The organism is Sorangium sp. So ce367 (assembly GCF_051520455.1).
GTDB classification, from domain to species: Bacteria; Myxococcota_A; Polyangia; order Polyangiales; family Polyangiaceae; genus Sorangium; species Sorangium cellulosum_B.
On record NZ_CP150334.1, the window covers coordinates 8,238,778 to 8,265,729 of the forward strand.

Genomic DNA, 26,952 nt, shown 5'->3' on the forward strand with positions numbered 1-26,952 from the left:
CGCGCCTCGGCGACGCGCGCGGCGGCTCACGATCGGGTGCGTCCCGTCGCGGCTACCGCCTCGCGTTCCACCTCGACGGCGTACTCGCCGGCGCTCGTGCCGCCGCGCTTCCGCGCGATGGTGTGACCCTTCCCATCCCGGATCTGCCGCTCGAGCTTGTCGTGGACCATGTCGATCGACGCGTACATGTCCTCACCCCGCTCGGTCGCATGGAAGGCTAGACTGCCGGAGGAGAGGCGAACGTCGGCGACGTGCGTCAGACCCTCGACGGAGAGGGTGACCTGCGCCGTCATCGCCTGCCTAAGGAACTTCTGGAGCTTGGCCACCTTCTCATGAGCGTAATTCTTCACGGCGTCGGTACCCACCATATGGCGGAACGTGATCGTGATGTTCATCGGGTCCAGCCTTCCTTCCCTGATGCGTAGATGAAACAATCGACTACGGCTACAGAGCACCCCTCCATCTGCATCGTAACACTGATGTAGAGCTCTGGTCTGCACTCAACGGCGCAGCGCTCTCGTTTTGTTTGGCGTCGTTCCGCTTCTGCGTGGGTTGCCGCGTCTTGCGCCAGCCTGCCGCAGCTTGCCACCTCTCGCGCACCTCGTCGTGCCTGCGCGTCACCGTGGTTTGCCGCGCTGCGTCCTGCGCGGCCAGCGCTCCTCCTCTTCAACAAGCCTTGGCACGCCCCGCTTGTTCCAGCGCCCGGCGCACCGTGTGTGGGGCGTGGCCCGAGGTCAGCGCGATCTCGCCGATCGTGGGTGTGCGCCCGAGCTCGGCCGCGAGCCGCCTCGCGCTCGCGACGACGGCGCGGAGCACCTCGACATCGCCCCGATCGAGCGGCTCGGCGACCCGGAGGCCCTCGGACTCGAGCCGGTCGATGATGTACTCGACCTCCTCGTACGAGACCGCCCGACGGTCGACGACTTCGGCGATGTCGTTGAGGTCCACCCGACCGGTCGACCGATGGCGTGTAAGGAGCTCCTGGATCATGTCGTCGATGACAGGCGGCACGGCGCTAGCGTGCCACCTTCGCGCAGGCCGCGCACGCGCCCGCGCGGGCGAAAGCGGCCCCGAGAGCCGAGCGCGAGACCGAGCTGATCGAGCGCCCCGGCGCCGCGCTTCCCGGCCCTCCCCGCGGCCTCGCCGCGCGGAGCCTGGCCAGCCGGCTCGCCCGGCGCGGGCCCGCCGCCGCATCACACCTCCTCATCACGGCGCGCGACGGTGGACCGCACCTCACCTCGTGTCGCCACGCTCGCCACGATGGACGTCTTCATCTGTTCAGCGATGTTTCCGCCAGGATGCGCGATGCATGATAGAAATGGACGCGTCATCGGGCGGATACACATCAGGAGATCTTCCATGCGCTGGGCCCCTCCCGAATCGCGATCGCGCTATGCGATCCGCGACCATATCGAAGCAAACCTGGATCCGGTCAAGGATCATCAGGAGATCGCATTTCTCTCGACGTGCTATGATTTCCCGTGGGACACGCAGCACGCCCTCGAGCTCGCGCTGTTCCGTGTCTTCGGGATCGCCAAGGGCACACCTCTCCTGGTGCAGACAGGGGAGTTCCTCCAGCGCACCCAGAAGCGCTACGACGACACCGTCCTCATCCTCTCCGAGATGCTGGAGAACGGATACGACAGCGAGCGCGGCCGGGCGGCGCTGCGGCGCATGAACCGGCAGCACGGGCGTTACGCCATCCCGAACGACGAGTACCTGTACACGCTGTCGACGTTCATCTTCGAGCCCATCCGCTGGAACGAGCGCTTCGCCTGGCGCGCGCTGCTCGAGAAGGAGAAGCTCGCGGCCTACCATTACTGGAAGCAGGTCGGGACGCTGATGAACATCAAGGATATCCCGCCGAGCTACGAGGCGTTCGAGCGGTTCAACCTCGATTACGAGGCGGAGCACCTGCGGTTCTCGGAGGACAACCGGAAGCTCGCCGTCGCGACGCGGGACCTCGTGCTGGGCTGGGCGCTGCCGAGAGCGCTGTGGCCGCTCGGGGCGCCGGTCCTCCATGCGATGATCGATGATCGCATGCTCGACGCCGTCGGGCTGCCGCGGCCTCCGCCCGGGCTGCGCAACCTCGTGCAGGCGGCCCTCCGCGCGCGCGGCCCGCTCTTGCGGGCCATGCCGCGCCGGCGCTCGCCGCGCCTGCTCACTCAGCTGAGGAACCGCACGTACCCGGACGGCTACCGTATCGAGGATCTCGGCGCGCGGTGACCAGCGCGGCTCCACGGGCCGGCGAGCCGAGCCGCCGCGCCGGGCGAGCGGCTGCCTGCTGGCTCAAGGCTGCCTGCCGGCTCAAGGCTGCCTGCTGGCTCAAGGCTGCCTGCTGGCTCAAGGCTGCCTGCCGGCTCAAGGCTGCCTGCCGGCTCAAGGCTGCCTGCCGGCTCAAGGCTGCCTGCCGGCTCAGGGCAGCTGGCGCCGCAGGAACTTGAGCGCCTCCCGGGCAGCGCGGTTCACCGGCTCGTAGGCGTCCGGGGTCGTCCTGAGCGGGGCGCCGATCGGCTCGCCGGGGCGGACGCCGAGGATGCGCTCGACGTCCTCCAGGAGCGATTGCATCGAGTCATAGCGGTTCCCGGGGGCCTTGCGGAGCGCGGTGGCGACCAGCGCCTCGATCCGCCGATCGATGCCGGGCCGGATCGAGCTGAGCCGGGGGGCCGGCGTGCAGGCGTGCTGGGCGACGACCACCACGTCGTCTGGCGAGGAGAACGGCAGCTGGCCGGCGAGCATGCGGAACATGGTGACGCCGAGGGCATAGATGTCGGTGCGGCCGTCGATGGGATCGGCGAGGGCCTGCTCCGGGGCCATGTAGGGGACCGTGCCCAGCACGAGACCGGCGGCGGTGGTGGGGCCCGTCTTCAGCTTCGCGAAGCCGAAATCCATCATCTTGAGCACGCGCGGACCGCCCTGGGAGCGGACGAGGAACAGGTTGTCCGGCTTCACGTCGCGGTGGATGACGCCGGCCGCGTGCGCCGAGGCGAGCGCCGACGCCGCCTGCCGTATCAGCGGGAGCGCGACGGCCTCGCTCACGGCCACCTCGCGGCGGAGCAGGACGCCGAGCGACTCGCCGGTGAGCAGCTCGAGCACGATGAACGGGGACCCGTCCTTGCGCTCGCCCGCGTCGAGGACCCGGATGATGTTGGGGTGCCCGAGCTCGGCCGCCGCCTCGAGCTCGCGGAGGAACCGCTCGCGCTGGGCCCGATCGGCGGCGAAGCTGCGGTTCAGGATCTTGATCGCGACCTGCTCCTTCGTGCGGCTGTCCGCCGCGAGGTACACGCGCGACATGCCGCCGGCGCCGATGAAGCCCTGGATCACATAGCGATCCTCGAGGATGGCGCCGAACTGCCGCGTCGGCTGCGCCGGCGGCGGCGCGGCCGACAGCGACTGGACGAGGCGCGCGCCGTCGTCGGGGCAGAAGCCGTACGAGCGATCGGTGTACGCGCGGTGGCAGCGCGGGCAAATCATGGGACCCGGGTCATGATGGCGGCGGGGGCGGGGATCCTCAAGGGACTTGCGGGCGGGCGGCGCGCGGCGCCGCTCCCGGCGAGGTGGATCGCGGCGCGCACCTCGGCTATGCGTGCGCCTTTCCTCGTCGACGCGACGATTCACCCCGAGATCGAGAGACAGCCCGTGACCTCACAGAAGCACCCTGCGACCCTCATCCCCGGCGACGGCATCGGCCCCGAGATCGTGGACGCGACGCTGCGCGCCCTCGACGCGCTCGGCGCGCCTTTTGAATGGGAGACGTGCGTGGCCGGCATGGCCGGCGTCAAGGACGCGGGCGACCCGCTGCCGCGGGCCACGCTCGACAGCATCCACCGCACGCAGCTCGCGCTCAAGGGGCCGCTCGAGACGCCGATCGGCGGCGGGTACCGCTCGTCGAACGTGCGCCTGCGGCAGGAGTTCAAGCTCTTCGCCAACGTGCGCCCAGCGCGGACGCTGATCCCGGGCGGCCGCTTCGAGAACATCGACATCGTGCTCGTGCGGGAGAACCTCGAGGGCCTCTACGTCGGCTTCGAGCACTACATCCCGATCGGCAGCGACGAGCACGCGGTGGCGATCGGCTCGGGCGTGAACACCCGGGTCGGCTCGCGCCGCATCGCCGAGTTCGCGTACGACTACGCCGAGAAGAACGGCCGCAAGAAGGTCACCATCGTCCACAAGGCGAACATCATGAAGGCGCTCACGGGCATCTTCCTGGAGACGTCGCGCGAGGTGAGCAAGGGCTACGAGGGCCGCGTGGCGACCGACGAGCGGATCGTGGACGCGTGCGCGATGCAGCTCGTGCTGAACCCGTGGCAGTTCGACGTCATCGTCACGACGAACCTCTTCGGGGACATCCTCTCGGACGAGATCGCGGGCCTCATCGGCGGCCTCGGCATGGCGCCGGGGGCGAACATCGGCCAGCACGCCGCGATCTTCGAGGCGGTTCACGGCTCGGCGCCGGACATCGCCGGCAAGGGCGTGGCGAACCCGATCGCGCTCATGCTCGCCGCCGCGATGATGCTCGACCACGTGGGCCACCGGGAGCTCGCCGTCCGCCTGCGCGCCGGCATCGACGGGGCGCTGAACCTGGACGGGGTCCGCTCCCGAGATCTCGGCGGCAAGGCGGACACGAAGACGCTCACCGACGCCATCGTGGCGCGCATCAAGAACGGCTGAGCGACGACGTCATCAGGGCTGTTCTCGCGCCTTCGCCGCGACGCAGCCCGCGGGGTCAGCCGCCGCGCGAGAGCGGGAGCGTGAAGTGGAAGGACGTCGTCTCGTCCGGCTCGCTCTGCGCCCAGATCCTGCCTCCGTGCGCCTCGACGATGCCCTTGCAGATGTAGAGCCCGAGGCCCGTGCCGGGCGGGCGGCTCCGGGATGGATCCGACGAGAGCCGCTGGAAGCGCTGGAACAGCCTCGGCAGCTCGTCCGGGGAGATCCCGGGCCCGCGGTTCTCGATGGCGATCTCGAGCTCGGCGTCGCGGAGAGAGAGCGTCACGCGGATCGGCGCGTCGGGGTCGCCGTACTTGGCGGCGTTGAGAAGGAGGTTTCCGAGCACCTGGTCCATGCGCGCCGCGTCCGCGTGGACGGGCGGCACGTCGTCGTCGGCGGTGAGCACGACGGCGTGCTCCGGCCGCTCCGCAGCTGCGAGCTCGACGGCGGCGTGGAGGAGGGCGCGCAGATCGGTCGGCCGCCGATCGAGGGAGAAGCGCCTCGCCTCGAGCTTGGAGGCGTCGAGCAGGTCCTCGGTCATCCGCTCGAGCCGCCGGACGCTGGCAAGGATCTTCCCGCTCCACGCCTGGATTCTGTCGTCTTCGGATCGGCGCGACAGCATGCCCGCGCACGCGGCGATCGCGGTGAGCGGCTGCTTGAGATCGTGCGCCACGATGGAGAGCCATTCCTCGCGGAGCCGCTCGCGCTCCATGAAATGGGTGACGTCTTCGTAGCTGGCGATGGCCCCGAGGATCGCCCCCTGGTCGTCCCGGATGGGGCCTGCGCTCACCACGACGGGGATGTTGCTCCCGTCGGCCCGCTGGAGATACAGCTCGGCGCAGATCGTCCCCTCGCCGCGCGCCGCGCGGACGAGGGGCATCTCGTGGTGCGAGAGCGGCCGTCCTGTCGGCTCGCACAGGCGCGCGTGCTGGGCGGCCCCGAACGCCGTGAGGGGGTGAGGGCCGGCGCAGAGTTGCTCGCAGCGGCGGCTAGCGACGAGCGAGTGTCGTCCGCGCTCATCGAAGACGGCGATGGCAACGGGGAAGTCCTCGATGATGCTGCGCAGCCACTGCTGCTCCGCCGCGAGCCGGTCCTCTGCCTCCCGGCGCGCGGTCTGGGCGTCCCGGAGCAGGCCCTCGGCGCGGTGCTGCGCCGGCGAGCTCGCGCTGCCGGCGTCGTCGGATCCGCGAGGGTGGAGCTCGGTTCGCTTGTCACCTTCGCGCTCGACGGACCCGAGCGCGAGGGCGAAGAGGGCGCCGAGCGCCTGGACGCGCGGGATGAGCTCGTGAGGGGGCGGGCTGCGTTCGCCGAAGGCGCACGTGAGGACGCCCAGCGGCCGCGCAGCGCCGAGCAGGGGGGCGGCCAGCACCCAGCAGGGCCTCAGGCAGGCGTCGATGGCGCGGACGTCGGAGAGGCGCTCGATGACCGCCGCGTCTGCCGCGGTGTGCTCGATGCGGCAGCTCTCCGCGGCGCGCAGGACGAGGGACGGGGTGCTCGTGAGATCGTCGAGCGCGCCGGCGAGCGCGCCGGGCAGGCCGGAAGAGGCGAGCAGGCGGACATGGAGCGCCCGCTCGGTCGGCCAGCGCGCCCCGTGGAGGAGCGCGATGTCGGCGCCGAGCAGCCGGACCGCCTGCTGTACGATGGTGTTGTGGATCTGCTGCCGGTCGAGCTTCCCGGCGAGCGCAGCGCACGCCTCGACGACCGCCTCCGCCAGCTGGGCCGCGGGAGCGAGCTCTCCGTTCGCGGCGGAGAGCTGGTCGTTCGCCGAGATCGTCGTCACGCGTCCCTCGAAGCCTTGGACTAGCACCTGCTGAGGGAGGTGCCGCTCGAGCGGATGGGGTGACGTACCGGTCGAACGGAACGGTCGAGCGGACGGAGGCTCGCGTGTGTGGCTCTCATCGGGGGGGCGGGTCGAAGCGGCGCTTCGCCCAGCTCACGAGCGGGCTGTTGTCCCGGGCCCGCACGGCGCCGGGCGCGCCGCGGCGCTTCCGCCAGTCGCCCTCGCGGACGCGCCGGCACCCGGCCGCCTGCTCCATCGAGAGGAGGTATGCCTGGGCTTCCCGCCCGCCAGCGAGGCGGATGGGGGCTCGCCGGTGCAAGATCGGGTGTCCCCGGTGCACGTCGAGCGCGGCGAGCGCGGCCGGCGCGATGGCGTAGAGCTCGCCGGTCACGGCGACGAGCCCGCCTTGGACGAGGGCGCCGGTCGTGCCCAGATCGACGAGCGCGTACTCGGGGGTCGTGGTCGCCTCTCCGAGCGGGCGAGCTGTCGCGAGCCATTCGTGCTGCTCCTCGCCTTTCATGAGGTTGTCGTAAACGAAGAGCACCATCTCATGGGTCGTCATTGGCGTGGTCCTCGGGACGGGCTCTGCGGCCCGGCTCTGACGCTCGCAAAGCGAGGGCGCGAGCGCAAGGCTGCTCGGAGCGACGCTGGCGAGGCCGTGGCAAAACTGTAGCCCCAGAGGAATGTTGCACCTGCGCACCTCTGGAGAGCTGCGGTTCTTGTGGAGGATCCGCCAATTCCAAGGCGCATCCACCACTGCCGACAGCGCCCCATGCTCGCTTGACGTTCGCGTTCGTAATAACTCGAGCGCAATGTTGCGCAGCAGCCCGACATCTCTCCTGTCCAGCGCGAATACCGCATTCATCCAGCCGAGCATTCACCGTCTCGGGAGGCGACCTCGATCCATCAACAGCGATTCTCGATCGACTCGTGTTGAAACGATGTTCTTTATGGTCGCCGATTTCGTCGAGGCGGCCGCAAGCCGACTCCGCTCGTCGCGATTCGATAGATCTTGAATCACCCGCCCTGATGCACCGGCCTTACCGAAAGCACGCTCGGAAGACCCGCATCGACGTCGGGGCCGCCCCCGGATCCCCCTCCCCCCACCACCGTAGCGCCGGCGGGAGGGTCCACGCGGCGGGGGCGGGTGGGCGCGGCGAGCACCGACCGAGGTGCCATAAGGTCGCAGGGGGCTCCACGTCTCAGGCGCGCCTTGTGTGGCGCGCAACATAACGTCCCAGCAGGCATGGCCCGAAGGGAGACATGCCGGGTGGTGTTCTCAGCGCAAGCGCCTCGGCCCCCGTCTTGGCGGATGGCCGAGCGCCCACCCGCCCCCGCCGCGTGGACCCTCCCGCCGGCGCGGGCGACCAGCGGGCGACCCGCTTGCAGGCTACCAGCTAACCAGGAACTGAAGCGTCTCCGCCCCTCGCACCTCGACCGAGATGGTCGGCTTGGCGCCATACCCCATGACGAGCGCCTCGAAGTTCCCCAGCGGGTACTCCAGCGTACCGCGGTGGCAGCTGATGTCGATCTGCACCTCCGACGGCCCCAGCTGCCGCGCCCTGGCCAGCGGCCCCTTCACGAGCGCGCCCAGGCTGCCCGTGTAGCGCATCAGCGCGGCGCCCGGATCGGTCGCCAGGTGCATCGTGATCCGGCCGAGGGCGCTTTCCCTGAAGGCCCCGACCTGCTGCCGCGCGAGGCGACGGTAGCCCTCCCGCGAGCTCCGGTTCGGGTGCGAGAGCCGCGCAGCCGCGTCGTAGAGGCGCAAGAAATCGCGCGTCGGATAGTCCGAGAACGGCAGGTAGAGCCCACCCCTCGGCGGGCTCGACAACGTCGACACCACCTGCGCGAAGCGCTCCCCGAGCGTCGCGGCCAGCGCGTTGAAGAACATCCCCTTCATCGCGTAGGACTCGGGGACCCCCGCCACCACGGCGTCGATGTCGATGTTGCCGAGGAGCGGATCGGAAGGACGCACCTCGAACGAAGCTCCGTTCGGCCCGACAAGCAGCCCGTCTGTGGACGGTGCGCTCGGCGGCGCGACGCTTCGGGGCACGGCGCGCATGACACCGCTCTTGGGGATCGGCGTCTCGTTCGCTTGCCGGCGCTGGTCGCTGCGGACCTCTTTCATAGGGAGCTCGCCGCAAAAAAAAGACTCAACACAAAGGCCGCTTGCGGCAACCACCGCAGCGAAGGGCACGCGATCCACCTAGCAACGGCCATGCCGACCGCTCAATGAACGAGTCACCGCGTGAACAAGGGGTTCATGCCAGATTTCCCTTGCATGGATGAAACGCTGGTTCAGCGGTGCAACCGCGCGGAGATGACCGGGACGGCGTTCATCTCCGCTCAGGCCGGCCCACGCGTCTGCGGCGGCACACACCCGCCAGCGTCCCAAGCCGAAGGAACACCGCGTCAACGCGCCGTGAGGCCCGCGTCAAGTTGCCTCGAGGCTCGCCTCGATGTGCCTTGAAGTTCGCTTCACTACGCCCCAAGACGCGCCGTGAGGCTCGCGTTGACGCACCGGGAGTGCCGAGCTGGCGGAGCCTTGCTCGCGCCTTGGACGCTCCTCGGCCCTGAAGGACCATCGAGCGGCGGCGGTTTCACGCGAGCATCGCGTGCGCCTGCCCACGATGAATCTGGTGGGCGACGAGGTGGGCCTGCGCGCTCGCCGCGCGCTCGACCTGGACGTGGCGCGCGTGCAGAAGCCGCACTTCGCCGCGCAGAAGCCGCACCTCGCCGCGCAGAAGCCGCACTTCGGCGTCGAGCAGGGGGAGCCTCTGGTTCGACCAGGCGTCGTGCTCTGCCATCGATCGAGACGTGGTGAGGGGGGTTCATGCGCGAGAGCTCCGCGCCTCGCTCGCGCCGTCCATCGAGCGAGGCTGCTGACCTGACGCTGTCAGCAGCGCCGCCCTAGGATGCCGGCGCGTGGGGCAGGACCCCCGAGGAGGACCTCATGAACACAGGACTGGGTGGCGTGATCGTCTATGTGCCCGACGCGGTGGAAGCCGCGGCGTTCTACGAGCGCGCGTTCGGCTTCGAGCGCGGCTTCGTCTCCAGCGACAACGACTACTGCGAGCTGAAGGGCAGGGTGCCGCTCGGGTTCGTGCAGGAGGACTTCGCCCAGAAGGGCCTCCCGGAGCTCGCGAAGAACAGGCCGGGCGAGCGCCCTGCCGGGTTCGAGATCATCGTCACCAGCGAGGACGTCGACGCGGCGTTCGCGCGCGCCGTGAAGGCCGGCGCAGCCCCCGTGTCGGAACCCCACGACAAGCCGTGGGGCCAGCGCGTCTCCTACGTGCGCGACCTGAACGGCGTCCTCGTGGAGATCTGCTCGCCCTGGACCTCTCCATGAGCTCGCCGCAGCTCACCTCATGAGCTCGCCGCAGCTCACTCCATGAGCCGACACCGACCGTGCGATCGCGAGCGACGCGGCGCGCCGCCCGCCGCGAGAATGCGCTCGTGCCCCTGACGGTGCTTCTCCTGACAGGCTTTTACGGCAAGTCCTTGCCGCGCCTGACGCGGCCTGCTTAACCTCCGGCCGTGAACGCGAACGGACGGACACGGGTGCACCTGCTCGTGGCAGCAGCGATCGCCCTGCTCGCGGCCGGCCCCTCGGGGCTCGGCGGCGGGCCCGTCGCGGAGGCCAAGGAGCCGGCCCGGGGAAAGAAGGCGAAGAGCTACGAGTGCCGCGTCCAGACCCCGCAGAAGTTCCTGAAGCGGCGCACCTTCGTCCAGAAGGGGATGCTCAACCCGAAGAAGCACGCCAAGGCGGTCCGCTACCTCGCGGAGCACTACGGCCACGTCGAGACCGAGGAGACGCGGCGCCACAACGCCGAGAGCGCCCACTCCCAGGCGACGAACGTGCAGTTCATGGGCCTCCCGCTCTCCGTCCACGAGAAGATCGCGCCCGCGCTCCACTGCGTCGAGAAGCGGATCCGCTCGACGTGCAACCGCAAGTCCCGCCGCTACACGCCGCGCGCGGTCGGCGGGTTCCGCACGGCGAACAGCTACCGCGGCGCCGAGATCTCGAACCACCTCTTCGGCATCGCCATCGACATCGATCCCGACCGGAACCCGTGCTGCGGCTGCGTCGACCCGTGGCCCACGAGCCCGCTGTGCCAGGAGAAGAAGCGCTCTGCCTACGAGCGCACGGCCCTGTCCCGCTGCTGGATCAAGGCGTTCGAGCGCTACGGCTTCGACTGGCTCGGCCACGACGACCTCGAGGACACGATGCACTTCGAGTTCCTCGGGGATCCCGACCGGATCAAGAAGAAGTAGCGCGCGGTGATCACGATCACGCGCCGCGGCCGCCCCCGCGCCGCGAGAGCCGCCGCGCGCGCCGCTCCGCCGCGGCCTCGGCGAGGCGGCGATCGTCGTCCGTCTCGAGGAGGATCGGCGGCACCGAGGTCGGCCTGAGCGACGCGTCGACGGCCACGAACGTCACGAAGGCCGTGACCATGGGCCAGATGGCGCCCGTCATCGCGTCCTCCCCCTCGACCGACACCAGGATCTCGAGCGACGTGCGGAAGGTCGCCGTCACCCGCGCGGCCAGACGGACGACCTGACCGACCTTGATCCCATGATCGAACGAGAGGTCGTCGATGCCTGCGGTGACGACCGCGCTGCCGGTGTGCCGCTGCGCGCAGATGGCAGCGCACAGGTCGATCCACGCGAGCACCTGCCCGCCGAAGATCGAGCCGAGCGCGTTCGTGTGCGTCGGCAGGACGTACTCGGTCATCGTCGTGACCGACTCGGAGACGCGCTTCTCGTGCGGGGCCTTCACCCGGCATGCGTATCACGGGCGCCCCCCCGCGCCAGAGCGCGCCGGCCCGCCCGGATCGCCCGGCCTCAGCTGGAGGTCGAGGCCCTGCCCGGGCTCGGGAACGACGACGGCTCTTCGGGGGCCGGCGAGCGGCCAGGGCTCGCGCTGACCGACGACTTCGTGGGGACCGACTGGCCCGGCGGGCCCGTCGGGAGCGTGGGCTCGTCCTCCAGGCGCACCGACGTGACCTTCAGCCGCGCGAAGATCGCCTCGGCCTTCTCGTTCATCGCCACCGCCTCGCGCCGCGCCGCCATGTTCGCCACGAAGCTGCGATCGGTCGTCAGGAACCGCGCGTAGGCCTGGAACGTGCGCGCGAGCTCGAGCTCGTTCCCCGTCTCCTCGAAGATGCTCACCGAGCGCGCGAAATAGGCGCGCGCGCTCTTCGTGTGCGCGCTGCCCCAGCCGCCCGCCGCCGTGATCTCGCCGAGCGTCCGGAGCGCGATGCCGAGGTGCACCTTGCTCCGGACCGAGGCGAACAGGTCCACCGCCCGGCTGATCGAGTCGCGCGCCTTCTCCAGATCGCCCCGGAGCATGTACGCCTTCCCCAGGGCGCGCCGCGCCTCGGCCAGGCCGAGCCGGTCGCCGAGCTCGTCGCAGAGCTCCTCGGCCTGCTGCAGCACGCGCACCGCCTCGTCGGGATCGCCGCTCCGGTAGAGCGTCCCGCCGATGTTCGTCAGGATCAGCGCCGTCCTGTTGCGATCGCCGACCTGCCGCGCCACCTCCAGCGCCTCCTCGAAGAGCTCGAGGGCGTGGCGGTGATCGCGCTGGTCCTGAGCGATCATGCCGAGGTTGTTCAGGCTCATCACGACGCCGAGCAGGTCCGAGATCTCGCGCCGGATCGCGAGCGACCGCTCGAACGTGTTGAGCGCCTGCTTGAACTCGCCCGAGTCCTGCAGGGCGAGGCCGAGGTTGTTCAGCGACAGCGCGATCGAGCGGCGATCTCCCATCCGCTCGCGGCGGGCGAGCGCGTCGCGCAGCCATTTCAGCGCCTCCTGGTACTCGCCCCGGAGCCAGTGCAGCTTGCCGATGTCGTCGATCGTCGAGGCGATCCCCCGCTCGTCCCGCGCGCCCTCGAAGAGGCGGAGCGCGGTCGTGAGGTGCTTGCCGGCCTCGTCGAGCGAGCCGCTGTCGCGGTAGAGCCGCCCGATGCGGTTGTGCGCGGCCCCGCCCTTGCGCCGGTTGTCGAGCCGGTAGGCGAGCGTCAGCATCTCGCGGAACGCGGCGAGCGCGTCGTCGATGCGCCCGGCGAGCTGGAGGACGTCGCCGTAGTCGTGGAGCGCGTCGATGCGCCGCGCGACGTGCGCGTCGCCGAGCAGCGAGAGCCCGCGCGCGTAGTACTCCGCCGCCTTCGCGTTCGAGTAGCGCCCGCGCGCCACGTCCCCGGCGTCGAGCAGCGAGAGCCCCGCCCGCACCGCGTCGCCGATGCGCTCGCGGTGCGTCGCGAGCTCGGCGAGGAGCTCCTCGCTCGCGCGCACCGCCACCTGCTGCTCCAGCCACTCGGCGATCGCGTGGTGGTACCGCCGCTGGGCCGCGGCGCTCATCCGCTTCTGGAGCGCCTCGCGCTCCTTGGCGTGCACGAACACGTACTCGTCCGAGCCGGCGAAGCTCGACTCGCTCTGCTTGCGCAGGTAGCCGCGGTCGCACAGCGAGCGCAGCGCGGCGTTGATCCGGTCGAGATCCTTGTCGCTCTGCTCCTCCCCCCACAGGTCGGGGGCCTGACTGCCGGCCCTGCCGAGGACGAACAGCGCGCCGCTCCAGAACACCGGACCGATCGTCGCGGCCTGCTCGAGCAGCTGCCGGCCGTCGTGATCGAGCGCGGCGAGGCGGACGTTCACGGCGTCCTCGACCGTCATCGGCAGGCGCGCCGTCGACAGCTTCCCGAGGTGCACGCGCCAGCGCGGCCCGCCCGCGGAGTCGGGCGAGAGCTCCTCGATCACGCCCTGCTCGTGGCAGATGCGGACCATCTGCTCGAGCAGCGCCGGGTTGCCGTTCGCGAAGGAGCAGGCCGCCTCGACGAGCTCCGACGGCACGCCCGGCTGGGACTGCGGCTCGGCGCGCCGAGCATCGTCGACGATGTCGGTGATGACGACATCGTCGCTCCCGCGCGGCGCGCAGGGCGCGAGCAGCGCCCTCGCCATCTCCGCCGCGGCGGCCTCGCCGAGCGGCGTGAGCTCGAGGAGCGCGTGGCGCCGGTCGCCGACCTTGCCCCAGTCTTCCTGGCGGGTGAGCAGCTCCGGGCGGGCGGCGCAGACGATCAGGACCGGGCCCGTGAGGTACTCGATGAGGTAGCGCAGGAGCGCGAGGGAGTCGTCGTGGGCCGCGTGGAGGTCCTCGAAGATGAGGCACAGGGGGCCGTGGACGGCGTCCGCCTCGAGGAACGCCTTCAGGACAGCGCGACGGATGAGGTCGGCCTGCGCGGGATCGTCCTGCACCGCGCGGGTGAGCGGGCTGTCGCCGAACGCGAGCCCGATGAACTGGCCGAGGAAGTAGATGACGTCGCCGACCTTGCGGTCGCCCATCACGTGCGCGACCTGCGAGCGGACCTCGGCGCGGGCCGCGTCCTTGTCCATGCCGTCGGAGAGGCCGAAGCGGGCGCGCAGGAGCCGGGTGAAGACGCCGTACGCGGACGCCATGTCGCCGGTGCTGCCCGAGGTGACGCGCAGCGCGGCGGAGCCCTGGCGCCGCCGCTCGAGGAGCTCGCGCACGAGCCTGCTCTTGCCGATGCCCGGCGGGCCGACGAGCGTCACGGTCCGCGTGGAGCGCTCCCGCTCGACCGCGTCGAGCGCGCGGGCCAGGGCGGACAGCTCCGCCTCGCGCCCGATCAGCGGCGCGAGGGCGGGCGGCGCCGCGCCAATTGCACTGTCCTCTCGGCTCATCTCCTGGCCTCCACGTCCCCGGGTGCCGCAGCGCCGGACACGATGTCCGGAGCCTATACCAGGTTCGGCTTCGGTGGCGTGTGCGGTAAGCTGCCGAGCGTGGACGGCGAGGGCACGGGGACGTCGGGGAGCACGGCGCGCAGCGCCGCGGAGATCCGCGGGCGCATCACGGCTTGCTTCAGCCTGGTCGAGCTGCGCCGCTTCGCGGAGGAGCTCGGTGTGCCGGACATCCCCTGGGAGCGGGGGATCCAGGGAGCGGCGTACGAGCTCGTCCGCCGCTTCGAGCAGCGGCGCGAGCTCGGGCCGCTCGTCGAGCGCCTCCGCGCGGCGAGGCCGCTCGTGGAGTGGCCCGACACGCCGACGGTGCCGTCCGCCGCGTCGAGCGAGCCGGCGCACACCGACATTCCCCGGCCGGCGCCGCTGCCGAACCTCTCGCCGATGGTGGCCCCATCACCTCCCCTGGAGGTCGCGACGCTGGCGCCGCCGTCGATCGTGCCCACCCCGCGGACACCGAACGTCACCGCGCCGCAGCCCGCGAATGCGCGGCCGCCCGGCGCCGCGGGGCCGGCGCAGCTCCCGGCCGGCTCTCCGCGCGCCGGCGCGCCGGCGCGCCGGCCGCGCCGCATCGACTCGCGGCTCGCGCTCGCCGCCCTGGGGCTCGTGGCGGTAAGCCTCATCGTGGCCTTCCTCATCGGCAGGGCGTCGAGCGCGCCGGGTGACGACGCGGCGCGCGGGAGCGCCGCGTCGGCGAGCGCCACGCAGAAGGGCGCCCCACCGCCAGCGGCGCGGCCGGACGGGGTCGCGTCGCGCGCTGCCGCCGCGATCGACCACAGGATCGAGAGCCTGGCGCGGGCGTGCGAGATCCCGCCCGGCTCGGCGGAGGACGTGATGCGCCGCGCCTTCGAGCGCTGCGGGCCGTCGCCCGCCTCGGCGGGGCACCGGACCACGCCGGCGCAGCGGAGCGATCCGCCTGCCGCGCAGGCGCCGGGCGCGCTGCCGGCGTCTCCAGGGACGGGGCCCCGTCCGGCGGCCGCGGCCGGCCTTGCGCCCGCCGGCGGCAACGCCGGGTGCGTGGGGGCGTGCGAGCGACGACACCAGGCGTGCAGGGCGACGCAGTGCGGTAAAGAGCCCACGCAGAGCACGCAGTACCAGCGTTACCAGGGCTGCCTGTCGGACTGTCTCGAGCAGGCGTCCAAGTGCCGCCTCGGCTGCCTCTGAGCCTCAGGGCGACGCGTCAGAGCGACGGCCGGCTGCGGCGCATCACGTTGACCGTGACGGTCGGCTCGTGCTCTGGGCAGCCGGTGCGACCGGACTGGCTCGGGTCGAAGTCGATGCGAAAGCAGGTCTTGCAGACGCAGAGATAGGCGTCGTGGAACTCGCGGAAGTTGAGGATGTCCGCGGCGAAGAGGCTGAGGACGATGTCGCTGAGCAGGTCTTCCTCGCGCGGGCACGGCTCCCACGGCCCGAGGCCTGCGGCGCGCAGGACGCGCCCGCTGTCGATGGCCGCCGCGAGGAAGCGATCGTCCGCGGCGGGCGGCATGAAGGCGCGAAGCGAGGCGAGCACCCGGAGCCGCGCCGCGTCGACGAGCTGCTCGATCTCGGACGCATCCGGGGCCGCCGGGGCCTGATGGCCGAGCGCCACCTGCTTGGAGAAGCCCTCGGTCACGTAGGCCGGTCGCTGCATCCTCCCGGCGGCCACGAGGTGCTTCTCGAACCAGATCGCGAGCGCCGCCGCGCTCCGGGGAGGCCTGCCGACGAACGTGAGCGCCGCGAGCAACGCGCGGCGCTCGTGATCGCTGGCGACGAGCGATGCCGCGGACGGCAGCGTGGGAATCGAGGTGTGGGAGTCCTCTTGCGGTTGCGGCATGAACGCCCCTTTGCTCCGCCCCAGTCTGCCCGAGGTCTTCTCTCGGGGTCCAGGCGCGACGGCGCCCCGGTCGGAGATTGCGGAACTTCCTGCAATGCGTCGCGTTACCGGCTCTTTGCCGCTTTTGTAGTGAACGGCGCGAGGCGGATCTCAGTCCGTGATCTTGAGCGCTCCGCTGTCGTCGAGCGCGCCGCTCGCGTCGGCGCCGTCCGAATCTGCCTCGATCTCCGCCTCGGACGCAGCGGGACGCAGGAACGACAGATCGAGGCCGCCCATGGGCTGCTGCGCCGCCGCGCGCGTGGCGGCGAGCGGCAGCGCCTCGGCGTTCGCAGCGGCGTGCGGGGCGGCGCGGCGCGCTTCCCGTTCAGGTCGCTTGTCGTCGCGGCGCGAGGGCTGCGCCGGGTCGCGCCGGCCGGCGCCGGGCTCGCGCGGCCGCTCCGGCGCGGGCGCCGCGGCGGCCTTCGGCCGGCGCGCGGCCTCCGCGCGCGCGGACGGCGGCGGTGTCCGGAGCGCCCTGTCCGTCTTCCTCGCGATGCGCGCGCGGGCGCGGGAAGGGGCGTTCTTCGCGAGCTCGACGCAGCTGCCGCGCATGGCCGCGGGGCAGGAGATGCGCACGTGCATGTGGTCGTCGTGCGACTCGGCGCCCGTGGGCTGCATCATCGCGAGCTGCGCGCGGACGAGCAGCGCGCGGGAGACGCCGATCCGCTTGGCGTGGGCGATCAGCGCGGACCGGAGCGGATCGGCGATGAAGATGTGGCTCACGCGGGCGCGAGGATCGGTGAGCAGGTGCTGGACGAGCAGCCAGTTGCGCGGCAGGTCGAAGCGCGCCCCGGGCACGTTGGTCGAGGCGAGCCGGGCGTCGAACCGGAGGAAGATCGGCGCGTGGACCTGCTTTCCGCGCGCGTCGAGCGCGTAGAAGCCGAGGTCGACGTCGCGGCCGCTCTCGTGGGAGTTGTGGCGGTGGACCTCGCCGCCGCGCTGGCGCGACAGGTCGCCGACGTCGAGCACGGCGCCCGGGAAGCGCTTGGCCACGCCGCGCGCCGCGCGCTCGATCATGCCGACGAGCGCCGGTAGCCCCCAGCGGACGTCGGCGCCGGCGTAGGCGGGCACGACGCGGATGTCCTTGCGCGAGGTGTCGAGCCGCACGCCGCCCTCGAGGCGCCCTTCGTTGGGATGGCCGACCGACGAGGCGGGCGCCTGGGGCGCGGCCTTCTCCCTGGCCGGCCCGGACGATCGCGGGCCCGCGTCGCCGGCGCGAGGACGGTGCCCCTTGCTGTCGTCCTTCGCGAGCCGCGCGCGCGGCGCGCGCTTCGTCGCCCCGCGCGCCTTGGCGGCAGCGGCGTCCCGCGGCTTTGCTTCCGCGGTGGGGCGCGCGTGTGATCGCGCCGGCGCATCCGGCGCCGCGGCGGCCGTCTGGGAGCCGGACAGGGAGAGCGCCAGGATCGTGAACAGCACGGAGAGCGGTCGAGGCACACCGGTGCGTTACGGGGTTTCGGCGGGCCGGGCCAAGAAGCCGGCGCCGCCTGGCCGCGCCCTCCGAGGGCCGCTCCCGAGACCTGCGCCGAGCGTGCGCCGAATGTGCGCTGGCACGTGCGGTGAACGAGCGATGGCGGACGCCACGCGCGCCTCATGCACCCCGGACACACGCGAGGGTCCCGCGGCCCGCCGGAAGCGCGGCCGAGGAGCGCGGATCACCTCGTGACGCCGCGCCGCGGCCGGCGCCGCCCGGCCCCTGTGCCGCGCTGCGGCGCCGGCGCCACGGCATGTCGCGGCGGCAGCGGAGGCTTTTGCCTCGCGGCCAGTTGGGCTACCTCTCGGTCGGCCATGGACAAGGTCTACAAGAGCGCGCTGGACGCCGTGAGGGACATCCCTGGCGGCGCCACGATCCTCTCGGGCGGCTTCGGCCTCTGCGGCATCCCGGAGAACTGCATCGCGGCGCTCCGGCAGCTCGGCACGAAGGATCTCGTGGTCGTGTCCAACAACTGCGGAGTCGACGCCTTCGGCCTCGGGATCCTCCTTCAGAACCGGCAGATCCGGAAGATGATCTCGTCGTACGTCGGCGAGAACAAGGAGTTCGAGCGCCAGTACCTGAGCGGCGAGCTCGAGGTCGAGCTCACGCCGCAGGGCACGCTGGCCGAGCGCATCCGCGCCGGAGGCGCCGGGATCCCTGCGTTCTACACGCCGACCGGGGCGGGCACGGCCATCAGCGAGGGCGGGCTGCCCGTGCTCTATGGCCCGGACGGCGCGGTGAAGAGGTACTCCGAGAAGAAGGAAGTGCGAAAGTTTGACGGCCGCGACTACGTGCTCGAGCCCGCCATCCGCGGCGACTACGCGCTCGTGAAGGCCTGGAAGGGCGACCGTTTCGGCAACCTCGTCTACCGCCACACCGCCATGAACTTCAACCCGATGATGGCGATGGCCGCGAAGGTGACGATCGCCGAGGTGGAGGAGCTCGTCGACGTCGGCTCGCTCGACCCGGACCACATCCACACGCCCGGGATCTTCGTGCACCGGATCTTCCAGGGCGAGCGCTTCGAGAAGCGGATCGAGCGGCGGACGGTGCGCAAGGCGTCGGCCGCCTAGGCGCGGGGACAGGGGACACGATGGGACTCACGCGGGAACAGATCGCGCAGCGCGCCGCGCTGGAGCTCAAGGACGGCTACTACGTCAACCTCGGCATCGGGATGCCGACGCTCGTCGCCAACTACATCCCCGCGGGGATCGAGGTGGTGCTCCAGAGCGAGAACGGGCTGCTCGGCATCGGCCCCTACCCGACCGAGGGCGCGGAGGACCCGGATCTCATCAACGCCGGCAAGGAGACCGTGACGATGCTCGCCGGCTCCGCGATCTTCTCGAGCGCCGAGTCGTTCGCGCAGATCCGGGGCGGCCACATCGACCTCGCGATCCTCGGGGCCATGGAGGTCTCCGAGAAGGGCGATCTCGCCAACTGGATGATCCCCGGCAAGATGGTGAAGGGGATGGGCGGGGCGATGGATCTCGTGGTGAGCGCGAAGCGCGTCGTCGTGATCATGGATCACGCGGCGAAGAACGGCGCGCCGAAGATCCTGAACGAGTGCGCGCTGCCCCTCACCGGGCGGGGCGTCGTCCACCGGATCATCACCGATCTCGCCGTGCTCGATGTGACGCCCGAGGGGCTCGTGCTGCGCGAGCTCGCGCCCGGCGTGAGCGCCCGAGAGGTTCAGGAGAAGACACAACCAACGCTCCGGGTCCCCTCCGACGTGAACGAGATGGACCTGCGGAGCGCCTGAGGGCTCGCCGATGACCTGGCCTGAAAAGACCCTGCCGACGACCGACGCGAGCGAGAAGCGCTCGCTGGGAGCGGGCGTGTTCCGTCGCTGCGACGGCTGCTCGCACACGCACGACGCCGCCGAGCTCGCGCGCACCTTCGAGGTGTGCTCGCAGTGCGGCCACCACCACAAGCTCGACGCCGACGGGTGGCGGAGGCTCCTGCTCGACGACGGCGAGCTCGCCGCGTGGGACGAGCACCTCGTCCCGAACGACCCGCTCCGGTTCAGCGACGGCAAGAGCTACCGGGACCGCGTCGCGGCGCTCCACAAGAAGGGCCGCGCGAAGGAGGCGATCGAGATCGGCCGCGGCAGGCTGGGCGGCCGCGACATCGCCTACGGCGCGTTCGTCTTCGCCTTCATGGGCGGGAGCATGGGCTCGGTCGTCGGCGAGAAGATCACCCGCCTGTTCGAGCGCGCGACGCGCGAGGAGCTCCCGGTGGTGCTCCTCCAGGCGTCGGGCGGCGCGCGGATGCAGGAGGGCATCCTCTCGCTGATGCAGATGGCGAAGAGCGTGTCCGCGCTCGAGCGGTACCGCAAGGCGCGGCTGCCGTTCCTGTCGGTGCTGCTCCACCCGACGACGGGCGGCGTCGCGGCGAGCTTCGCCTTCCTGGGCGACGCGAACATCGCCGAGCCCAAGGCGCTCATCGGCTTCGCCGGCCCGCGGGTCATCGAGAACACGATCCGGCAGACGCTGCCGGCGGGCTTCCAGCGGTCCGAGTTCCTGCTCGACCACGGGATGGTCGACGCCATCGTCCCGCGCCTCGAGATGAAGGCGTACATCGGGACGCTGCTCCAGCACCTCACGGCCAGCCGCCGGGCGCGGCGATGACCTCGGCGGCGCCGCGGCTGCCCGCGCTGCTCGAGGCGCTCGGGCAGCGGGCGCCGCGGGGGATGGAGCTCGGGCTCGGCCGGGTCCGCGAGGCGCTCTCCGCGCTCGGCGATCCCCACGAAGGCCTCCCGGCGGTGCACGTCGCCGGCACGAACGGCAAGGGCAGCGTGTGCGCGATGGTCGAGTCGATCGCGCGCGAGGCCGGGCTCCGGACCGGCCTGTACACGTCGCCGCACCTGTCTCGCTTCGCCGAGCGCATCCGCGTCGGGGGAGAGATGATCGGCGACGCGGCGCTCGAGCGCGCGCTCGCCGCCGCGCTCGAGCGTGTCCCCTCGCCGCTCACGTTCTTCGAGGCGCTGACGGTCGCCGCGTTCGTGGCCTTCCGCGAGGCGGACGTCGACCTCGCGATCCTCGAGGTGGGCCTCGGCGGGCGGCTCGACGCGACGAACGTGATCTCGGCGCCGCTCTGCACGGCGATCACGTCGATCGCGCTCGACCACCAGGCCGTGCTCGGCCCGACGCTGACGGACATCGCCCGGGAGAAGGCGGGCATCCTCAAGGCGGGCGCGCCCGCGGTGCTCGGCCCCCTCGATCCCGAGGCCGACGCCGCGATCGAGGCGGCAGCGCAGGCGATCGGCGCCGGGCCTCGCCTCCGCGTCGCGCCGGCGGAGCGCGGCGGGAGCGCGGGCGAGATCGCGGTGCGGCCCAGCGGTCGCGGGGTGGGCGCGACGCGCGTCGCCGGGCCGGGGCGCCGCGAGGTAGAGGTGGAGCTCGGCCTCCGCGGCGCGCACCAGGCCGAGAACGCCGGCGTGGCGTGCGGCATCGCGTGGCAGCTCGCCGGGCGATGGCCCGAGGTCGAGCGGGCGCTCGCGGGTGGGCTCGCTGCGGCCCGCTGGCCCGGTCGACTGGAGCGGATCGACGCGGGCGGCGCCCATGTCCTGCTCGACTGTGCGCACAACCCGCACGGCGCGCAGGCGCTCGCGGCGTGGCTCGACGAGGAGGGTCCGGGGGCGGCGCTCACCACGCTTGTGTTCGGAGCGATGGCCGACAAGGGGTGGTGCGAAATGCTACAGGTGCTCGCGCCACGAGCGCACCGCCGGCTCTATGTGACGCCGAAGGGCCGCGCGGCCGCGCCGCTCGATGCGCTGCGCGGGGTCGCGCCGGGCGAGGCGATCGCCGATCCGCGCGCCGCGGTGGCGCGCGCGATCGAGGCCGCCGCGCCCGGCGGGCTCGTGGTCGTGGCCGGCTCGATCTACCTGGTCGGCGAGGTGCGCTCGGCGCTGCTCGGCATCGTGGCGGATCCGGTCGTCACGCTCTGAAGCGGGCGCGAGCGGCGCGCTGTGCAGGCGCGTCGCTGCCCGCCGGCGCGCGGCGGGTGGCACGCGCGATGCCGTCCTCCGCGGCATGGCGTTCAGAAAGCGGCGTTCTCCGGTGCTCTTCTCTGCGGCGGCCCTCGTGGCGGCCGCGCTCGCGCGGACGGCGTTCCGCGCCCTGCGGCAGCTCGATCTGCGCGGCCGGGTCGTGATCATCACGGGCGGCTCTCGCGGCCTGGGGCTGCTGCTGGCCGAGGAGTTCGGCCGGCACGGCGCCCGGGTGGCGATCGCCGGCCGCGACGCGGAGGCGCTCTACCGGGCGGAGCAGCGGCTGCAGGCGCTCGGCGTCGAGGTGCACGCAGCGGCGTGCGATCTCGGCGACCGCGCCGCCGCCGAGGCGTTCATCGACGGCGTGGCGAGGGCGTTCGGCCGGATCGACGTGCTCGTCAACAACGCCGGCGTGATCCAGGTGGCGCCCATGCAAGACCTCCGGGTGGAGGAGCTCGACGAGGCGATGCGCTCGAACTTCTGGAGCGCGGTCCACGCGACGCTGCGCGCGCTGCCGCACCTGAGGCGGCATGGGCGCGCGGCGCGCATCGTGAACGTGGTGTCCATCGGCGGGCGCGTCGCCGTGCCGCACTTGCTCGGGTACAACGCGTCGAAGTTCGCGATGATGGGCTTCTCGGAGAGCGTGCAGGCGGAGCTCACGCACGGCGGCGCGAGGGGCCCGCGCGTCACGACGGTGATCCCCGGGCCGATGCGCACGGGGTCGATCTACAACGCCGCGTTCGGCGGCAGCCCGCAGCACGAGTTCGGCTGGTTCGGCCTGGCGTCGTCGCTCCCGATCGCGACGATCGACGCGCGGCGCGCGGCGCGGCGGGTGGTGGCGGCGGCGCGCGAGGGGCGCACCGAGGTGAAGCTCGGGCTGTCGTCGCACCTGCTGAGCTGGGCGCACGGCATCGCGCCGCAGGCGACGGTGAGGCTGATGGGCCTCGTCAACGCGCTCCTTCCGCCGCCGGGCGGCGGCGAGGGCACGACGAAGGGCCGAGACCTGCGCACGCCGGCGCAGGGATCGGTCTTGCTGCGCCTGAGCAACGAGGCAGCTCGGCGCAACAACGAGGCGCCGCCGGCAGCGGCGCGGTAGCGACCGCGCTGCACAAGCGGCGCAGTAGCGACCGCGCTGTAAACACGGCGCGGTTGCTACTGCGCTGCAAAACGGCGCAGACGCGGCACGATAGCGGCCACGCCACAAAGCGGCGCGATGTAGGCCGCGTCAATGTCGCCGCGGCGGCGATTGGCCGTAGGCCGTCTTGGCAAAGGTTGCTAAGGGTGGTCTCCTCAGCCCCACACCACAGAGAGGGACCGTGCCGAAGCACACCAAGAAGGATCCTAGGGAGGGCGCTCCGTCGGCGACGGGCGAACCGCAGAAGCAGGCCGCAGGCCGCAAGCTCTTCGGCACCGACGGGGTGCGCGGCGTGGCGAACCAGCCGCCGATGACGCCCGAGATGGCGCTGCGGCTCGGGCGAGCGATCGCGTTCGTCGCGAGCCACGGGAAGTCGCGGCAGGTGCGGGTGGTGATCGGGAAGGACACGCGCCTGTCCGGCTACATGCTCGAGACCGCGATCGCGTCCGGCGTGTGCGCGATGGGCGGGCGCGTGATGCTCAGCGGGCCGATCCCCACGCCGGCGGTCGCGCAGCTCACGCAGAGCATGCGGGCCGACGCCGGGGTCGTGATCAGCGCGAGCCACAACCCGTACCAGGACAACGGCATCAAGATCTTCGGGCCCGATGGCTACAAGCTGCCCGACACCGCGGAGGAAGAGATCGAGCGGCTCATGGAGAGCCACGAGCTCGACGAGGCGCGGGTGGTCGGGGCGGGGATCGGCAGCGCGGTGAAGCTCGACGACGCGCGCGGGCGGTACGTCGTGTTCTGCAAGAACACGTTCCCCACGGCCCTCTCGCTCGACGGCGTGAAGATCGTCGTCGACGCGGCGCACGGGGCGGCGTACCGCGTGGCGCCCTCGGTGTTCACCGAGCTCGGCGCGAACGTGACGGCGCTCGGCGTGAAGCCGAACGGCCGCAACATCAACCGCGAGACCGGCGCCCTGCACCCGGAGCACGTGAAGGCCGAGGTGCTCAAGCGCGGCGCGGCCATCGGCATCGCGCTCGACGGCGACGCGGACCGGGTGATCATGGTCGACGAGCGCGGCGAGGTCGTGGACGGCGACGCGATCATGGCGCTCTGCGCGCTCCGGATGCTGCGCACCGGCAAGCTGCCGCGGAACACGATCGTGACGACGGTGATGTCGAACCTCGGGCTCGAGCGGGCGCTCAAGGCCCAGAACGGGCACGTCGTCCGCACGGCGGTCGGGGATCGCTACGTCGTCGAGGCGATGCGGAACGGCGGCTACTCGTTCGGCGGCGAGCAGTCGGGACACCTCATCTTCCTGGACCACGCGACGACGGGCGACGGCATCGTGGCGGCGCTGCAGGTGCTCGCCATCATGATGGAGGAGGACAAGCCGCTGAGCGAGCTCGCCTCCAAGGCGATGCAGCGGGTGCCGCAGGTCCTGGAGAACGCGACGTTCGCGACGCGGCTGCCGCTCGACAGCATGCAGCGGACGCGGGTCACCGTGGATCGCATCGAGAAGACGCTGGGCGACAAGGGGCGGATCCTCGTGCGCTGGAGCGGGACGGAGCCGAAGCTCCGCGTCATGGTCGAGGGCGAGGACGCGTCGACCATCGGGGCGTACGCGCTCGAGATCATCGAAGCGGCCAAGCAGGACGTCGCTGGGGCATCCGCGTAGCCAGGGCTGCCCGGCCCCCGGAGAGGGTGTCCTCTGCGCGGGGTGGGGGCCCCGCCGAACTCGGCGCACCCGTGGATCATCCGGCGATGCCGGATGATCCACGGGTGCGCCTCAAACATCGGCCCATCCCCCACCCCGCGCAGAGGACACCCTCTCCGGGGGCCTACCGCTGTCTTGGGGACAGGCCGGCGCTGGCTACAGGGCGCGGCGCATGAAGAGGTCTTCTAGCGTCTCGCGGCGCGGCGCGACCTCGACGACCTGCGCGCCCGCCGCGAGCGACGCCCGCAGCACGTCGCGCACGCGCGCCTCGCCCTCCACGTCGACCACGACGACGTCGCCCCGGCGCGTGGTCGCGAAGCCCTTCGCGCCGAGATCGGCGAGGAGGCCTTCGCTCGCGCCCGCCAGGGTGACCTCGGTGCGCAGCACGTCGCCCCGCAGCAGCTGGCGGATCGCGCCGCTCACCACCACCTGGCCCTCGCGCAGGATCGCCACGCGATCGCACATCGCCTCGACGTCGCTCAGGATGTGCGTCGAGAAGAAGATCGTCCGGCCCTGGTCGCGCTCGGCGAAGATGAGATCGCGCACCTCCTTGCGGCCGACCGGATCGAGGCCGCTCATCGGCTCGTCGAGGATCAGCATCTCCGGATCGGCGACCAGCGCGGCCGCGAGCCCCGTGCGCTGCAGCATCCCCTTCGACAGCCGGCGCACCTGCCGATCCGCCGCGTACGCGATCTTCACCTGATCGAGCACCTCCATCGCCCGCCTGCGCAGCGCAGCGCCGCGCATCCCGGAGAGGCGGCCGCAGAGCTCCACGAACTCGCGCGGGGTGAGGTAGGGGTAGACGTACGGGTTCTCCGGCAGAAAGCCGATCTTTCGGCGCGCCTCGGGCGACGGTACGCGCGCGCCGAACAGGTACGCCTCGCCGCCGGTCGGGGCGATGAGGCCCGTCAGCATCTTGATCGTCGTCGTCTTGCCGGCCCCGTTCGGCCCGAGAAAGCCGAAGATCTCGCCGCGCCGTACGTCGAAGCTCACCCCCTTGACCGCCTCGACCGCCTTCCGGCGCAGGAAGCCCACCCGGAACGTCTTCAGGAGGCCGCGGACGTCGATCAGCAGCTCGCCCTCCGGCGCCCCTTCCTCGGCGGAGCTGGCCGGCGCGGCACCCCGGTCGCGCGGCTCGACGATGCGCTCGGCTGCGTTGCTCATGCGCCCTCCTCCCCCTCGGGGCTCTCGCCCGGCGCGCCGTCTCCCGGCCGCGCCCGGCCGCGCGCGTTGGCCGCGCTGTACTCGTGCAGCTTGTACTGGATCTTGCGCGGGCTGATCCCGAGGATCGTCGCCGCCTTCGAGGTCGAGCCCTTGCACGCCTCGAGCGTGCGCAGGATCGCGTAGCGCTCCAGGTCGTAGATGGTGCTCCCGGGGACGCGCGGCATCGCGTCGACGGACTCGGCCGGCTCGGACGACATCTGCGCCGGCAGGTGCCGGAGCTCGATGCGCGCGCCGTCGCAGAGCACCGCCGCCCGCTCGATCGCGTTCTCCAGCTCGCGCACGTTGCCGGGGAACGAGTAGGACGTCAGCGCCGACAGCGCCTCGTCGGTGAAGCCCTCGATGCGCTTGCCGTTCTCCTGCGCGTAGCGGCCGAGGAAGAACGTCGCGAGCTCGGGGATGTCGCTCCGGCGCTCGCGGAGCGGCGGGATCTCCAGGGTGACGACGTTGAGCCGGTAATAGAGGTCCTCGCGGAACACCCCCTCGGCGATGCGCTGGCGCAGATCGCGGTTCGACGCGGCGAGGATCCGCACGTCGATCTTGAGCGTCTCGTTGCCGCCCACCCGCTCGAACGTCCGCTCCTGCAGGAAGCGCAGGAGCTTCACCTGTGTGGCGAGCGGGATCTCGCTCACCTCGTCCAGGAACAGGGTGCCGCCGCTCGCCTGCTCGAAGCGGCCCTCGCGGCGTCCGACGGCGCCGGTGAAGGCGCCGCGCTCGTGGCCGAACAGCTCGCTCTCGAGGAGCGACTCGCTCAGCGCGGCGCAGTTCAGCCGGACGAGCGGCGCCTTCGCCCGCGGGCTGGCGCGGTGGATCATCTCGGCGATGAGCTCCTTGCCCGTGCCCGTCTCGCCCACGATCAGCACGCTCGCGCGGCTCGGCGCCACCTGCTCGACCAGCCGGAGGACCTTCGCCATGCTCGGGTGGCTCGCGATCACGTGCCCGAACGCGTTGCGCTCGCGCAGCCGCTCGCGCAGCCGCGAGTTCTCCTGGAGGAGCCGCGCCCGCTCCACCGCGCGCTCGACCACGACCGCGAGCACCGAGAAATCGAGCGGCTTCGTCAGGTAGTTGTACGCGCCCTTCTTCACGGCCTCGACCGCGCTCGAGATGGTGCCGAACGCGGTCATGACGACGAAGGTCGCGTCTGGCAGCGCGAGCTGCGCCTTCTCCATCATCCGGATGCCGTCGAGCCCAGGCATCTTCAGATCGGTCAGGACCACGTCGGGCGCGAACTCCTCGAGCTTGCCGAGCGCCTTGAAGCCGTCGGCCGCGGTCTCGGTGGTGTACCCCTCCTCGCGGAGGATCTCCGAGAGCGCCGCGCGCGCGTTGGCCTCGTCGTCGACGATCAGGATGCGCCCGCGGGATGCCATGGTGATGGCTTTCCTAGCA

Annotated in this window: 24 protein-coding genes; 11 read left to right on the forward strand and 13 right to left on the reverse strand. The window is 71.8% G+C overall.

Translation table 11 applies throughout. The features are described from left to right. Positions 1-26: 26 nt before the first annotated feature. Positions 27-395, reverse strand: a complete 369-nt coding sequence (hpf, locus tag WME97_RS31190) for a ribosome hibernation-promoting factor, HPF/YfiA family (RefSeq protein WP_012238397.1) — start codon at positions 393-395, stop codon at positions 27-29. 271 nt (positions 396-666) lie between these two features. Next, positions 667-1,011, reverse strand: coding sequence for a sigma-70 domain-containing protein (locus tag WME97_RS31195; RefSeq protein ID WP_437542657.1), 345 nt, complete (start codon positions 1,009-1,011; stop codon positions 667-669). A 348-nt stretch (positions 1,012-1,359) separates the two neighbouring features. Here WME97_RS31195 and WME97_RS31200 point away from each other — a divergent pair, with 348 nt between their 5' ends. Further along, positions 1,360-2,226, forward strand: a complete 867-nt coding sequence (locus WME97_RS31200) for an oxygenase MpaB family protein (RefSeq protein ID WP_437542658.1) — start codon at positions 1,360-1,362, stop codon at positions 2,224-2,226. 189 nt (positions 2,227-2,415) lie between these two features. Here the strand turns inward: WME97_RS31200 and WME97_RS31205 are convergent, their stop codons facing one another. Further along, positions 2,416-3,474 (reverse strand): serine/threonine-protein kinase, encoded by a 1,059-nt coding sequence (locus WME97_RS31205; protein ID WP_437542659.1) that lies wholly within the window; start codon positions 3,472-3,474, stop codon positions 2,416-2,418. A 165-nt stretch (positions 3,475-3,639) separates the two neighbouring features. Between WME97_RS31205 and WME97_RS31210 the strand changes: the two genes are divergently transcribed. After that, positions 3,640-4,671, forward strand: a complete 1,032-nt coding sequence (locus WME97_RS31210) for an isocitrate/isopropylmalate dehydrogenase family protein (RefSeq protein WP_437542661.1) — start codon at positions 3,640-3,642, stop codon at positions 4,669-4,671. Positions 4,672-4,726: 55 nt separating this feature from the next. Here WME97_RS31210 and WME97_RS31215 read toward each other — a convergent pair whose 3' ends face one another. The 4 genes from WME97_RS31215 to WME97_RS31230 form a co-directional block, all read right to left on the reverse strand. Beyond that, a complete protein-coding gene (locus tag WME97_RS31215; RefSeq protein ID WP_437542662.1) occupies positions 4,727-6,487 on the reverse strand; it encodes an ATP-binding protein in 1,761 nt (586 codons plus the stop codon). Positions 6,488-6,602: 115 nt separating this feature from the next. Next, a complete protein-coding gene (locus WME97_RS31220) occupies positions 6,603-7,049 on the reverse strand; it encodes a gamma-glutamylcyclotransferase family protein (RefSeq protein WP_437542663.1) in 447 nt (148 codons plus the stop codon). Between the two features lie 828 nt (positions 7,050-7,877). After that, on the reverse strand, positions 7,878-8,615 hold the full coding sequence (locus tag WME97_RS31225; RefSeq protein WP_437542666.1) for a DUF2378 family protein: 738 nt from the start codon (positions 8,613-8,615) through the stop codon (positions 7,878-7,880). Positions 8,616-9,087: 472 nt separating this feature from the next. Further along, positions 9,088-9,294 (reverse strand): hypothetical protein, encoded by a 207-nt coding sequence (locus tag WME97_RS31230; RefSeq protein WP_437542668.1) that lies wholly within the window; start codon positions 9,292-9,294, stop codon positions 9,088-9,090. Between the two features lie 146 nt (positions 9,295-9,440). On the opposite strand from WME97_RS31230, the gene WME97_RS31235 reads away from it, so the two are divergent. Both WME97_RS31235 and WME97_RS31240 read left to right on the forward strand, forming a co-directional pair. Beyond that, positions 9,441-9,836 carry a VOC family protein gene (locus WME97_RS31235; RefSeq protein ID WP_437542670.1) on the forward strand — a complete coding sequence of 132 codons (396 nt, stop codon included), beginning with the start codon at positions 9,441-9,443 and terminating at the stop codon, positions 9,834-9,836. A 188-nt stretch (positions 9,837-10,024) separates the two neighbouring features. Next, positions 10,025-10,762: a M15 family metallopeptidase gene (locus tag WME97_RS31240; RefSeq protein ID WP_437542672.1), complete on the forward strand. Its 738-nt coding sequence runs from the start codon at positions 10,025-10,027 to the stop codon at positions 10,760-10,762. Positions 10,763-10,778: 16 nt separating this feature from the next. Here the strand turns inward: WME97_RS31240 and WME97_RS31245 are convergent, their stop codons facing one another. Both WME97_RS31245 and WME97_RS31250 read right to left on the reverse strand, forming a co-directional pair. After that, entirely contained in the window at positions 10,779-11,267 is a 489-nt protein-coding gene (locus tag WME97_RS31245; RefSeq protein ID WP_012238407.1) for an acyl-CoA thioesterase, read from the reverse strand. 65 nt (positions 11,268-11,332) lie between these two features. Further along, positions 11,333-14,182: an ATP-binding protein gene (locus WME97_RS31250; RefSeq protein ID WP_437542674.1), complete on the reverse strand. Its 2,850-nt coding sequence runs from the start codon at positions 14,180-14,182 to the stop codon at positions 11,333-11,335. 42 nt (positions 14,183-14,224) lie between these two features. Between WME97_RS31250 and WME97_RS31255 the strand changes: the two genes are divergently transcribed. Then, positions 14,225-15,400: a hypothetical protein gene (locus WME97_RS31255; RefSeq protein ID WP_437542676.1), complete on the forward strand. Its 1,176-nt coding sequence runs from the start codon at positions 14,225-14,227 to the stop codon at positions 15,398-15,400. A 16-nt stretch (positions 15,401-15,416) separates the two neighbouring features. Here the strand turns inward: WME97_RS31255 and WME97_RS31260 are convergent, their stop codons facing one another. Beyond that, a complete protein-coding gene (locus tag WME97_RS31260) occupies positions 15,417-16,049 on the reverse strand; it encodes a hypothetical protein (protein WP_437542678.1) in 633 nt (210 codons plus the stop codon). A gap of 150 nt (positions 16,050-16,199) precedes the next feature. Beyond that, complete coding sequence (locus WME97_RS31265; protein ID WP_437542681.1) at positions 16,200-17,522, reverse strand: penicillin-insensitive murein endopeptidase; 1,323 nt, start codon at positions 17,520-17,522, stop codon at positions 16,200-16,202. A gap of 351 nt (positions 17,523-17,873) precedes the next feature. On the opposite strand from WME97_RS31265, the gene WME97_RS31270 reads away from it, so the two are divergent. The 6 genes from WME97_RS31270 (at position 17,874) to glmM (ending at position 24,306) form a co-directional block, all read left to right on the forward strand. Beyond that, a complete protein-coding gene (locus WME97_RS31270) occupies positions 17,874-18,632 on the forward strand; it encodes a CoA transferase subunit A (protein WP_437542683.1) in 759 nt (252 codons plus the stop codon). Between the two features lie 20 nt (positions 18,633-18,652). Next, positions 18,653-19,318, forward strand: a complete 666-nt coding sequence (locus WME97_RS31275) for a CoA transferase subunit B (protein ID WP_437542685.1) — start codon at positions 18,653-18,655, stop codon at positions 19,316-19,318. A 10-nt stretch (positions 19,319-19,328) separates the two neighbouring features. Further along, positions 19,329-20,186, forward strand: a complete 858-nt coding sequence (accD, locus tag WME97_RS31280; RefSeq protein WP_437542688.1) for an acetyl-CoA carboxylase, carboxyltransferase subunit beta — start codon at positions 19,329-19,331, stop codon at positions 20,184-20,186. Further along, on the forward strand, positions 20,183-21,505 hold the full coding sequence (locus WME97_RS31285) for a bifunctional folylpolyglutamate synthase/dihydrofolate synthase (protein WP_437542691.1): 1,323 nt from the start codon (positions 20,183-20,185) through the stop codon (positions 21,503-21,505). Before accD ends, WME97_RS31285 begins: the two co-directional genes overlap by 4 nt. An 85-nt stretch (positions 21,506-21,590) precedes the next feature. Next, positions 21,591-22,643 carry an SDR family NAD(P)-dependent oxidoreductase gene (locus WME97_RS31290; protein WP_437542694.1) on the forward strand — a complete coding sequence of 351 codons (1,053 nt, stop codon included), beginning with the start codon at positions 21,591-21,593 and terminating at the stop codon, positions 22,641-22,643. A 220-nt stretch (positions 22,644-22,863) separates the two neighbouring features. Continuing rightward, entirely contained in the window at positions 22,864-24,306 is a 1,443-nt protein-coding gene (gene glmM / locus WME97_RS31295) for a phosphoglucosamine mutase (RefSeq protein ID WP_437542696.1), read from the forward strand. 195 nt (positions 24,307-24,501) lie between these two features. Here the strand turns inward: glmM and WME97_RS31300 are convergent, their stop codons facing one another. Together WME97_RS31300 and WME97_RS31305 are read right to left on the reverse strand one after the other, a co-directional pair. Next, positions 24,502-25,509 carry an ABC transporter ATP-binding protein gene (locus tag WME97_RS31300; protein WP_437542698.1) on the reverse strand — a complete coding sequence of 336 codons (1,008 nt, stop codon included), beginning with the start codon at positions 25,507-25,509 and terminating at the stop codon, positions 24,502-24,504. After that, on the reverse strand, positions 25,506-26,933 hold the full coding sequence (locus WME97_RS31305; RefSeq protein WP_437542700.1) for a sigma-54-dependent transcriptional regulator: 1,428 nt from the start codon (positions 26,931-26,933) through the stop codon (positions 25,506-25,508). The genes WME97_RS31300 and WME97_RS31305 overlap by 4 nt, the downstream gene beginning before the upstream one ends. Positions 26,934-26,952: the final 19 nt, after the last annotated feature.

Coding starts and splice junctions, on each gene's coding strand:
- WME97_RS31220 (WP_437542663.1), bottom strand. CDS start 7,049: ATGACGACCCATGAGATGGTGCTCTTCGTTTACGACAACCTCATGAAA.
- WME97_RS31225 (WP_437542666.1), bottom strand. CDS start 8,615: ATGAAAGAGGTCCGCAGCGACCAGCGCCGGCAAGCGAACGAGACGCCG.
- WME97_RS31290 (WP_437542694.1), top strand. CDS start 21,591: ATGGCGTTCAGAAAGCGGCGTTCTCCGGTGCTCTTCTCTGCGGCGGCC.
- WME97_RS31250 (WP_437542674.1), bottom strand. CDS start 14,182: ATGAGCCGAGAGGACAGTGCAATTGGCGCGGCGCCGCCCGCCCTCGCG.
- WME97_RS31300 (WP_437542698.1), bottom strand. CDS start 25,509: ATGAGCAACGCAGCCGAGCGCATCGTCGAGCCGCGCGACCGGGGTGCC.
- WME97_RS31270 (WP_437542683.1), top strand. CDS start 17,874: ATGGACAAGGTCTACAAGAGCGCGCTGGACGCCGTGAGGGACATCCCT.
- WME97_RS31200 (WP_437542658.1), top strand. CDS start 1,360: ATGCGCTGGGCCCCTCCCGAATCGCGATCGCGCTATGCGATCCGCGAC.
- WME97_RS31305 (WP_437542700.1), bottom strand. CDS start 26,933: ATGGCATCCCGCGGGCGCATCCTGATCGTCGACGACGAGGCCAACGCG.
- WME97_RS31235 (WP_437542670.1), top strand. CDS start 9,441: ATGAACACAGGACTGGGTGGCGTGATCGTCTATGTGCCCGACGCGGTG.
- WME97_RS31255 (WP_437542676.1), top strand. CDS start 14,225: ATGTCCGGAGCCTATACCAGGTTCGGCTTCGGTGGCGTGTGCGGTAAG.
- WME97_RS31275 (WP_437542685.1), top strand. CDS start 18,653: ATGGGACTCACGCGGGAACAGATCGCGCAGCGCGCCGCGCTGGAGCTC.
- WME97_RS31260 (WP_437542678.1), bottom strand. CDS start 16,049: ATGCCGCAACCGCAAGAGGACTCCCACACCTCGATTCCCACGCTGCCG.
- WME97_RS31285 (WP_437542691.1), top strand. CDS start 20,183: ATGACCTCGGCGGCGCCGCGGCTGCCCGCGCTGCTCGAGGCGCTCGGG.
- accD (WP_437542688.1), top strand. CDS start 19,329: ATGACCTGGCCTGAAAAGACCCTGCCGACGACCGACGCGAGCGAGAAG.
- WME97_RS31205 (WP_437542659.1), bottom strand. CDS start 3,474: ATGATTTGCCCGCGCTGCCACCGCGCGTACACCGATCGCTCGTACGGC.
- WME97_RS31230 (WP_437542668.1), bottom strand. CDS start 9,294: ATGGCAGAGCACGACGCCTGGTCGAACCAGAGGCTCCCCCTGCTCGAC.
- hpf (WP_012238397.1), bottom strand. CDS start 395: ATGAACATCACGATCACGTTCCGCCATATGGTGGGTACCGACGCCGTG.